8 protein-coding genes and 1 pseudogene are annotated in these 10,093 nt (G+C 59.1%); 7 read left to right on the top strand and 2 right to left on the bottom strand.

The window, feature by feature from the left end:
- Positions 1-110: 110 nt before the first annotated feature.
- From rpiB to INF35_RS12550, 6 genes and pseudogenes are all read left to right on the top strand, one after another.
- Positions 111-542, top strand: coding sequence for a ribose 5-phosphate isomerase B (gene rpiB, locus INF35_RS12575; RefSeq protein WP_193502948.1), 432 nt, complete (start codon positions 111-113; stop codon positions 540-542).
- Positions 542-1,195, top strand: a pseudogene (locus tag INF35_RS12570) (ribulose-phosphate 3-epimerase). Before rpiB ends, INF35_RS12570 begins: the two are co-directional and overlap by 1 nt.
- A 315-nt stretch (positions 1,196-1,510) precedes the next feature.
- Entirely contained in the window at positions 1,511-2,989 is a 1,479-nt protein-coding gene (gene araA / locus INF35_RS12565) for an L-arabinose isomerase (protein WP_193502946.1), read from the top strand.
- Between the two features lie 8 nt (positions 2,990-2,997).
- Entirely contained in the window at positions 2,998-3,693 is a 696-nt protein-coding gene (locus INF35_RS12560) for an L-ribulose-5-phosphate 4-epimerase (protein WP_193502944.1), read from the top strand.
- Between the two features lie 77 nt (positions 3,694-3,770).
- Complete coding sequence (locus INF35_RS12555) at positions 3,771-6,134, top strand: phosphoketolase family protein (RefSeq protein ID WP_193502942.1); 2,364 nt, start codon at positions 3,771-3,773, stop codon at positions 6,132-6,134.
- 222 nt (positions 6,135-6,356) lie between these two features.
- Positions 6,357-6,560: a cysteine-rich KTR domain-containing protein gene (locus INF35_RS12550; protein WP_328740888.1), complete on the top strand. Its 204-nt coding sequence runs from the start codon at positions 6,357-6,359 to the stop codon at positions 6,558-6,560.
- A gap of 53 nt (positions 6,561-6,613) precedes the next feature.
- Here INF35_RS12550 and INF35_RS12545 read toward each other — a convergent pair whose 3' ends face one another.
- Together INF35_RS12545 and INF35_RS12540 are read right to left on the bottom strand one after the other, a co-directional pair.
- Positions 6,614-6,973, bottom strand: coding sequence for a helix-turn-helix transcriptional regulator (locus tag INF35_RS12545; RefSeq protein WP_193502940.1), 360 nt, complete (start codon positions 6,971-6,973; stop codon positions 6,614-6,616).
- A 212-nt stretch (positions 6,974-7,185) separates the two neighbouring features.
- Positions 7,186-8,517, bottom strand: a complete 1,332-nt coding sequence (locus INF35_RS12540) for a DUF3329 domain-containing protein (protein ID WP_193502938.1) — start codon at positions 8,515-8,517, stop codon at positions 7,186-7,188.
- A gap of 322 nt (positions 8,518-8,839) precedes the next feature.
- Between INF35_RS12540 and nagA the strand changes: the two genes are divergently transcribed.
- Positions 8,840-9,982, top strand: coding sequence for an N-acetylglucosamine-6-phosphate deacetylase (gene nagA / locus INF35_RS12535; protein WP_193502935.1), 1,143 nt, complete (start codon positions 8,840-8,842; stop codon positions 9,980-9,982).
- The last annotated feature ends 111 nt before the right edge of the window (positions 9,983-10,093 follow it).

Here is a 10,093-nt window from a genome sequence, read left to right as displayed (position 1 = left end):
GGTAGGCGTGAAGGACGTTTTCGGTCACTCCGGCCCCGCCTGGGATCTGCTGGAGCAGTTCGGCCTGCGTTCCGACGCCATCATCGCCGCTGTAAAGGAGCTGGTGTAAGATGATCGCCATCGGCTGCGACCACGGCGGATACGAACTCAAGCAGAAGATTTTGGCTCACCTGCGGCAGCGCGGACTGGAATACCGGGACTTCGGCTGTGATTCTACCGCTTCGGTGGATTACCCCGTCTATGGCAAGGCGGTGGCCCATGCCGTGGCATCGGGCGAGTGCGAAAAAGGCATCGTCATCTGTAGCACCGGCATCGGCATCTCCATCGCCGCCAACAAGGTGCCCGGCATCCGCTGCGCGCTGTGCGGGGATTGCTTCTCCGCCCGGGCCACCCGGCAGCACAACGACGTCAATGTGTTGGCGTTGGGGGCGCTGGTCACCGGTTCCGGTCTGGCGCTGGAGATCGTGGACATCTTCCTGGATACACCGTTCTCGGAGGAGGAGCGGCATCGCCGCCGCATTGCACAACTGGAGGAAGCCTGATGTTTGAACTATGCGCCTCGATTCTGGCAGCAAACTTCGCCTGCCTGAAACGGGAAGTCCGTGCCGCTGAATCGGCGGGGGGAGACGTTTCCCACATCGACATTATGGATGGCCACTTTGTGTCGGCGATCTCCTTTGGCACTGGAATCGTCCGCACCATGGGCCGACTGACCTAAAAGCCGCTAGATGTGCACTTGATGGTGGAAAATCCGCTGCCTTTTATACCGGAACTGGCCGAAGAAAAGGTGGAACGGGTCTCCGTCCATTACGAAATCCCCGGCGGCCCGGAAAAAGCCCTGCGGGCCATCAGGGAAGCAGGTATGCAGGCTGGACTGGTCCTGAACCCGGAAACCCCGAACGGGGCGGCGAAACCGTATCTGCACGGGTTGGATCGGATCCTGCTGATGACGGTATGCCCGGGCCGGGGCGGCCAGACGTATCTGGAGGGCAGCAATCAGAAGATTGCGGGCCTTCGCTCTCTTCTGGACCGTGTCGGCAGTCGGGCTGTGATTCAGATTGACGGGGGCGTTACCCCTCAAAACCTGCCGGAAGCGTATGCGGCAGGTGCGCGTAGCGTTGTGGCAGGCAGTGCCGTTTTTGGCGGGACCGTCCAGTCCGGAGTGGCTTACCTGCGGAGGAGCTGTGCGTTCTGATATTGAAGAGAATCGGAGTTCTCCCATATCCGATCTCGAGTAGAAAGGGCTATCCTGCCAAAACCGCAGGACGGTTTTTGTTTTGCCACCAAAACGAACGGCGCTTTGGGAAAGTTATGCTCTTCCTGATTGCCCCGGGATTCTTGCAAGAAATTCGAACAAAAGTCCAGTAAATCGAACATCAATGACTATTCGCACCGAGGGGGCAGGGAGTATAATAACATCAGGAGCACAGCTTGGTTTCATTTTCCAAGAGAGGTTGCCGCCAACCGGAAAAACGGTTTGCCGGCAAGTATCGTAAGGAGGTATTAACCCATGCATATGCAAGATTATGAATTCTGGTTTGTGGTGGGCAGTCAGTTCCTATACGGCCCCGAAGTGCTGGAAACCGTGGCCAACCGTGCCGCCGAGATGACCGAGGCGCTGAACGCCTCCGGCAATCTGCCCTGCAAGATCGTCTACAAGGTCACCGCCAAGACCAACAAGGAGATTGCCGACGTGGTGCGGGAGGCCAACTATGACCCCCGCTGCGCGGGCATCATCACCTGGTGCCACACCTTCAGCCCCAGCAAGATGTGGATCAACGGTTTTGTGGACCTGCAGAAGCCCTACTGCCACTTTGCCACCCAGTATAACCGGGAGATCCCCAACGAGGAGATCGACATGGACTTCATGAACCTGAACCAGGCCGCCCACGGCGACCGGGAGCACGGGTTCATCGCCGCCCGGCTGCGGATGCCCCGCAAGATCATCGCCGGCTACTGGCAGGACGAGGAAGTCCAGAAGCGCCTGGGCCGCTGGATGCGGGTGGCCGTGGGCGTGGCCGTCTCCCGTGACTTCAAGGTCATGCGCTTCGGCGACAACATGCGGGAGGTGGCCGTCACCGAGGGCGACAAGGTGGAAGTGCAGGCTAAGCTGGGCTGGCAGGTGAACACCTGGGCCGTGGGCGATCTGGTAAAGGTGATGAACGAAGTCACCGACGCCGAGATCGACGCCCTGATGGAAGTCTACCGCGCCAGCTACGAGATCGCCACCGACGACATCGAGGCCATCCGCTACCAGGCCCGGGAGGAGATCGCCATCAAGAAGATGCTGGACGCCGAGGGCTGCAAGGCTTTCTCCAACACCTTCCAGGACCTGTACGGCATGGAACAGCTGCCGGGTCTGGCCAGCCAGCACCTGATGGCCCAGGGCTACGGCTACGGCGGTGAGGGCGACTGGAAGGTGGCCGCCATGACCGCCATCCTGAAAGCCATGGGCGAGGGCGGCAACGGCTGCTCCCTCTTCATGGAGGACTACACCTACAATCTGGTGCCCGGCGCCGAGTACAGCCTGGGCGCCCACATGCTGGAGGTCTGCCCCTGCTGCGCGGCAGAAAAGCCCCGCATCGAGACCCATCCCCTGGGCATCGGCATGAACGAGAAGGACCCTGCCCGTCTGGTCTTTGAGGGCAAGCCCGGCAAGGCTATCGTGGTGAGCCTTATCGACATGGGCGGCCGTCTGCGGCTGATCTGCCAGGACATCGAGTGCGTGAAGCCCATTCTGCCCATGCCCAACCTGCCGGTAGCCCGGGTCATGTGGAAAGCCCTGCCCAGCCTGACCACCGGCGTGGAGTGCTGGATCACGGCGGGCGGCGCCCACCACACGGTGCTGAGCTACGACGTCACCGCCGAGCAGATGCACGACTGGGCCAACATCATGGGCATTGAGTTCGTTCACATTGGCAAGGACACCACCCCCGAGGGACTGGAGCACGACCTGTTCCTGGCCGACCTTGCCTGGAAACTGAAGTGAGGCACACTATGCTGGAAGAACTGCGCAAACAGGTCTATGAGGCCAATATGGAACTGCCCCGCCGCAACCTCGTGACCTATACCTGGGGCAATGTATCGGGCATCGACCGGGAGAAGGGACTGGTGGTCATCAAGCCCTCCGGCGTGGAATACGACGAACTGACGCCAGAAAACCTCGTGGTACTGGATCTGGACGGCAACCGGGTGGAGGGGGAGCTGAACCCCTCCAGCGATACCAAGACCCACCTGGAGCTGTACAAGGCCTTCCCCACCCTGGGCGGCATCGTCCACACCCACAGCCCCTACGCGGTGGCCTGGGCCCAGGCCGGGCGAGACATTCCCTGCTACGGCACCACCCACGCCGACTACTTCTACGGTGCCGTGCCCTGTGCCCGCCACCTGACCAAGGAGGAGCTGGACGAGGACTACGAGAAGAACACCGGCAAGATCATCATCGATACCTTCACCGACCGGGGCATCGACCCGGTAGCGGTGCCGGGGGTCATCTGCCACAGCCACGGTCCCTTCACCTGGGGCAAAGATGCGGCCCAGGCCGTCTACCACGCCGTGGTGCTGGAAGAGGTGGCAAAAATGGCCCTGCTGACCCGTCAGGTGGACTCCGACGCCGCCCCGGCGCCCCAGTACCTGCAGGACAAACATTACATGCGCAAACACGGCCCCAACGCATACTACGGGCAAAAGTAACGCAAGGCGTCTTGCATCCATAATTTCTGTGATTCCTTTCGTTTGCGAGGATTGGAAACAATAAGGAGGAATTGTCCATGAGTCTTTCCCAAGAAGAACTACAGCGCATAAACGCCTACTGGCGGGCGTCCAACTACCTGGCGGCGGGTCAGCTTTACCTGCTGGATAACCCTCTTCTGCGCCGCCCCCTGACCAGGGACGACGTGAAAAAGAAGATCGTTGGCCACTGGGGCACCGTGCCCGGCCAGAACTTCGTGTATGTGCACCTGAACCGCATTATCAAGAAGTATGACCAGGACCTCATCCTGATCTCCGGTCCGGGCCACGGCGGCAACTTCTTTGTGGCCAACGCCTATCTGGACGGCACCTACAGCGAGGTCTACCCCAACATCAGCCGTGACGAAGAGGGTATGAAACGGCTGTTCAAGCAGTTCAGCTTCCCCGGCGGTATCTCCAGCCACGTGGCGCCCGAGACCCCGGGCTCCATCAACGAAGGCGGCGAGCTGGGCTATTCCATCGCCCACGCTTTTGGCGCTGTTTTCGATAACCCCGAACTCATCTGCGCCGTGACGGTGGGCGATGGCGAGGCCGAGACCGGGCCTCTCGCCACCAGCTGGCAGTCCAACAAGTTCCTGAACCCCAAGGGCGACGGCGCTGTGCTGCCCATCCTGCACCTGAACGGGTACAAGATCTCCAACCCCACCGTCTTCGGCCGCATGACCCATGAGGAGATCGAGCACTTCTTCCTGGGCTGCTCCTGGAAGCCCTACTTTGTCGAGGGTGACGATCCCATGACGATGCACGCCAAGATGGCCGACACCCTGGACACCGTCATCGAGGAAATTCACGACATCCAGCGCCGCGCCCGCGCAGGGGAAGAGATGGGCCATATCCTGTGGCCCATGATCGTGCTGCGCACCCCCAAGGGCTGGACCGGCCCCAAAGTGGTGGACGGCAAGACCATCGAGGGCACCTTCCGTGCCCACCAGGTGCCCATCGACATCACCCTCGGCACCCCCCATCAGGAAGAGCACCTGCAGCAGATCGAGGAATGGCTGCGCAGCTACCATCCCGAGGAACTGTTTGATGACAACGGCACCCTGATCCCCGAACTGCAGGAACTGGCCCCCACCGGCGACCGCCGCATTGCGGCCAACCCCCATGCCAACGGCGGCAAGCTGCTGCGGGACCTGCGCACGCCGGACTTCAAGGACTACGCCGTCGATCTGCCTGCGCCCGGCAGTGTGGAAAAGCAGGATATGATCGAACTGGGCGGCTACATCCGCGATCTGTTCAAGCTCAACGCCGATGCCAGGAACTTCCGCATCTTCGGACCGGACGAGACGATGTCCAACCGTCTGTACAAGTGCTTCGAGGCCACCAACCGTGACTGGAACTCCACCACGGTGCCCGGCGATGAATTCCTGGCCCAGGACGGCCGCATCATGGACTCCATGCTGTCCGAGCATCTGTGCGAGGGCTGGCTGGAAGGCTATCTGCTCACCGGCCGTCACGGCTTCTTCGCCTCCTACGAGAGCTTCATCCGCGTGGTGGACTCCATGGTGGCCCAGCATGCCAAGTGGCTCAAGGTCTGCAACCAGCTGCCCTGGCGCCAGAGCATCGCTTCGCTGAACCTGATCCTCTCCTCCAACGTCTGGCAGCAGGACCACAACGGCTTCACCCATCAGGACCCCGGCTTCCTGGACCACATCGCCAACAAGAAGGCCGACGTCGTCCGCCTCTACCTGCCGCCGGATGCCAACTGCCTGCTCTCCTGCTTTGACCACTGCATCCGCAGCCGTGATTATGTCAACGTGCTGGTCACCTCCAAGCATCCCCGGCCCCAGTGGCTGACCATGGAGCAGGCCGTCAAGCACTGCACCCAGGGCGTAGGCATCTGGGACTGGGCCTCCAACGATGCGGGCGAGGAACCCGACGTGGTCATGGCCTGCTGCGGCGATACCCCCACCCTGGAGACCCTGGCCGCCGTTACCATTCTGCGCAAGGCTCTGCCGGAGGTGAAGATCCGGGTGGTCAACGTGGTGGACCTGATGAAGCTGGAACCCAACACCAAGCATCCCCACGGTCTTTCTGACGCCGACTACAACGCCCTCTTCACAAAGGACAAGCCCATCATCTTCGCCTTCCACGGCTATCCCACCCTCATCCATGAGCTGACCTACGACCGTGCCAACCGTAACCTGAGCGTCCACGGTTACCAGGAGGAAGGCACCATCACCACGCCCTTTGATATGCGCGTGCAGAATGAGATCGACCGCTTCCACCTGGTCAAGGATGCGGTGCAGCATCTGCCCCAGCTGGGCAATCGCGGCGCTTATCTCATCCAGCAGATGAACGACAAGCTGGTGGAACACAAGAACTACATCCACGAAGTGGGCCAGGACCTGCCCGAGATCCTGGACTGGAAGTGGGAGTCCTGAGCCAAGCGGCCTCCCTTGAGAACGCCGACAGCTGAAATTTACAATATAACATCCTGAACCAATAACCGCGCCGGGTAAGATAAAACCGGCGCGGTTTTATGTTTCGTGATTTGGATCACTGTAAGTATAAATAACTGCCCAGGGGGGCGAACGGACAAGATTTTTAAATCGCTCAAGTATGGAAAATAATTTGAAGCGAGAAACATTTTCAAGGATGGCAACGTGAAAAATCTGATAAACAAGAAATTGACGGATAAAGATGAGATCAGATCAGCATGGGTACTATGTCCATTTTGTCAGGCGAAAACTAAGACTAAAATACTTGATGATTCTATTCTTCTTCGTTTTCCGCTCTACTGCCCCCGATGCAAAAAGGAAATGAAGGTAGATGTCATCCAAGGAATAATTTATTTCTGTTCTCAGTAAAAGAAGCAAAAGGTAAGACCCGCTTTTCGAATGTGTGAAAAACGGGTCTTTCTTTATGCGGTCTGAACCTCACCAACCGAGTCTTTTTTTCTGGTGTGAATTAAGATTTCACGGTTAATGGAAAGCAGCATCTCAAGTTCATCTTGTGTACAAGTGTCGATTAAATGATGAAATTGTTCTTGCAGATTAGAGGTGTCTCCATGCCCAGGGAAGAAAACATCGTTGACATTGATGCCTAAGCAACGGAACGGTAAATAGATGGATTCGAATTCTGGGTTGGCAATACCACGTTCAATATTGGAAATTGATTTTCCTGTGACACCGATGTGTTCTGCTAACTCGTCCTGCGTCAAGCCGTGAGCGATACGCGCAGCTTGAACAATAGATGCGAGATTTTCGGAAAATTCGTACAATTCTGTTCACCCCAAAATAAGCACTTTCGATATTTTACGAGTTACGAATATATTGTATAGGTGTCGAAAATAGAGTTGAACGAATTATATTTCTATATTTATTAGAAAAATAATTATATGAAAGAAGAAAGGTGGCTGTGACAAAACATTTTGTTTTACAAGAAATCATTAAACTAACAGGAGGTTGTATCCGAAAGGTATCGCGGTGGGCTTCAAAGGTCCGGGTCGCCCCGGATGATGTCCACGTCGTAATAGAGGGCCAGTGCCCGGTTGCGCTCGTTGGTGGGATTCTGCATGAGATCGGAGAGCCCATCGCCCCACAGCGGGTTGAAGCGGGTGTCTGCCGACGCTACGGGAACGGTAATATCGAGATTGCCCTGAGCGCGCTGCTCCAGAATATACCGGGCCCGCCCCTGTGTGAGCTCATGCAGCTGATACAGGTCGTCCGCCGCGGCGGGAAAACGCAGGGCCAGACCGGCTCCCAGCCCGATGCACAGGACCGGCAGCAGAAGCTTCCCGGCGTCCAGAAGGTTCAGGCAGGCAAACAGGGCCGCGATCAGGAAAATTTCCGAACCGAACATGCTGCGCATGGGGTAGGAGGGAGAGAGCGCCATGGAAAGATGGCAAAGGACCGCGCTGCCCGCCAGCCAGAGGGGACGGGCGGCCTTGCGGGGAGCAATCAGAAGCACCAGCAGGAGCAGGGCGGAGGTCAGCACGATCAGGACCTGGTATTCCTGCCAGAAAGCCTTTGTATATTGTACGGTGCGTTCCAGCACGGCTGCCGGAATCAGGCCGGGCTGTCCGTAACCGGCGCTGCGGCGATAGTTGCCGGGGGCCAGGATCAGCAGGGCAAAGCCTGCCAGCTGACCCGCCGCCCCGGCCAGCAGAGGGGGCGACAGGCGATGCTCCTGCAGACGGTGACGGAACAGGCAGACCAGACACAGGCAGCAGGCGGAGGCGGACTGATTTTCCATGCTCCAGCCGGAGGCAAGGCCCAGACAGAAGGATGCCGCCGCGCCAAGGCCGGGATACGGCTGCAGACAATGCAGCAGAAAGGCCAGTGTGATCGTTATGGTCCATAGATAATTGAGGGAACCGGTATGCCACAGAAGATCCTGCCCGAAGGCGGGGGTGCACTGCCAGATCAGCAGACCGGCCCCGGCCATGGTCAGGGCGGTGCGGCACGGAGATTGGGCACAGCTCAGCCGGGCAAGCAGCCGGAGCAGAAGCAGAAACATCAGAGTGTTGCAGACATCAAATACAAGATCGGGCAGCAGGGTAAAGAACTGGGCGGCGGCCAGAACGGGAATCCGTCCGCTGTGAGCCATGTAAACGCATTTCTGGGAAAGAAGAATGTCCAGTATTCCCTGCAGGCGGTGGAGGGGTGTCAAGGTGCCGTCCGCCCCATAGCCAAGGCGGCAGGCATAGAAATAATCGTCCGCCGTCATGGGGGTAAGCAGATTGAGGAACAGGGAAAGTCCTCCCGCTCCAATGAGAACCAACGCAGACAAGCGGTCTTTTTTGACAGTTTGAAGGATTGTCACAGGCGGATTCCTCCCTTCCCCTGGCGGACAGGCAGACCGGTGCTGAAAAAACGGTTTTGTCCTTTCAGTATACAAGTGAAGTCCCCTCGAGGATTGTTACAAAGTGTGCCATGCACTGTCCTCAATTTAAACGGCAGTTTCATCAAACTTGTATCAGAGGGATCGAAAGAATCGGTGTGCAAAAAAGCGACGGTTTTTTGTCTGTTTTTCCCATTGACAGGGGAAAACAGACAATATACACTGGTGTGTATAAGAGCTGCCCGTCCGGGCGGCCAGGACGCCGCTGCCGGGGCAGACCCCGGCCTGTAAGGAGGAATCTGCTGTGAATCTGCTGCTCAAAAACGCACAGGTATACCATGACCACCGGTTTGAACCGGCCGACCTGCTCATCCGCGACGGCAAGATCGAGGCCGTCGACCCCGACCTGAGCGCCGACGTTCCGGTGCTGGACGCCCGGGGCAAAAAGTGCCTGCCGGGATTTCTGGACGTGCACACCCACGGCGGCTGCAATGTGGACGTGAACGCAGCCACGCCGGAGGACATCCGCACCCTGGCGGCCTTCTTTGCCAGCCACGGCACCACCGGCTTTTTGACCAGCGTCCTCACCGACACGGAGGAACAGACCTCCCTGGCCATCTCCCGCATTACCCGGGCCATGGGGGAGCCCACCGGCGGCGCGCAGGTGTTGGGCATCCATCTGGAAGGACCCTTCCTGTCCCCGGACTACAAAGGAGCCATGCCGGAGTCGCTGCTGCGCAAGGGAGATGCCGCTTGGGTGCGCCGCTGCCAGCAGGAGGCGGGCGGTGCCATCCGTTACATGACCGTCGCTCCGGAGGTGGAGGGCGTACAGGACCTCATCCGGGAATTTTCCGGGGAATTCACCATTGCCATCGGACATTCGGGGGCAGACTATGCCACGGCGAAGCAGGCCGTCGCCAATGGGGCCAGGGCCTGCACCCATACTTTCAACGGCATGCGGCTGTTCCATCAGCACCAGCCCGCCATCATGGGGGCGGTGCTGGCCAGCCCCGACGTTTACTGCGAGGCCATCTGCGACGGCCGTCACCTGCATCCCGGCACGGTGGAGATGCTTTTGCGCTGCAAGGGGCTGGACCGGGTGGTGGCCATCACCGACAGCATCCAGGCCGCAGGCCTGCCCGACGGCAACTACAAGCTGGGGGTCAACGATGTGGTGGTGGTCAACGGCGACGCCCAGCTGGCCAACGGCGGCGGCCGGGCAGGCAGCACCCTGACCATGGACGTTGCCCTGCGCAATCTGAAACAATTTACTTCTTACACTCTGGAACAGGTCATCCCTCTGCTCACCGAAAACCCCGCCGATCTCATCGGCCTGCCGGACAAGGGACGTCTGGACCCCGGCAAGGACGGCGATTTTGTGCTGCTGGACGACGACCTGCAGGTCGCGGCCACGGTGGTGGGCGGCGAAGTAGTCTACCAGGCATGAGGGACCCTGTCCATCCCGGAAGAACGTACAAATAACAAAGCCGGGCGGCACCTCCCCGCGGGGAGGCGCCGCCCGGCTTTTGTCCGGCAACCGGCTGTATAGAAAGGAAGA

This window comes from Gemmiger gallinarum, assembly GCF_014982805.1.
Taxonomy (GTDB): Bacteria; Bacillota; Clostridia; order Oscillospirales; family Ruminococcaceae; genus Gemmiger; species Gemmiger gallinarum.
The sequence above is the reverse complement of the archived record's forward strand: the minus strand, read 5'-3'. Positions and strand labels throughout refer to the sequence as shown.

Bases quoted from the DNA above. Each gene is read 5' to 3' on its own strand.
- rpiB (WP_193502948.1), top strand. From the start codon at position 111: ATGATCGCCATCGGCTGCGACCACGGCGGATACGAACTCAAGCAGAAG.
- araA (WP_193502946.1), top strand. From the start codon at position 1,511: ATGCATATGCAAGATTATGAATTCTGGTTTGTGGTGGGCAGTCAGTTC.
- INF35_RS12560 (WP_193502944.1), top strand. From the start codon at position 2,998: ATGCTGGAAGAACTGCGCAAACAGGTCTATGAGGCCAATATGGAACTG.
- INF35_RS12555 (WP_193502942.1), top strand. From the start codon at position 3,771: ATGAGTCTTTCCCAAGAAGAACTACAGCGCATAAACGCCTACTGGCGG.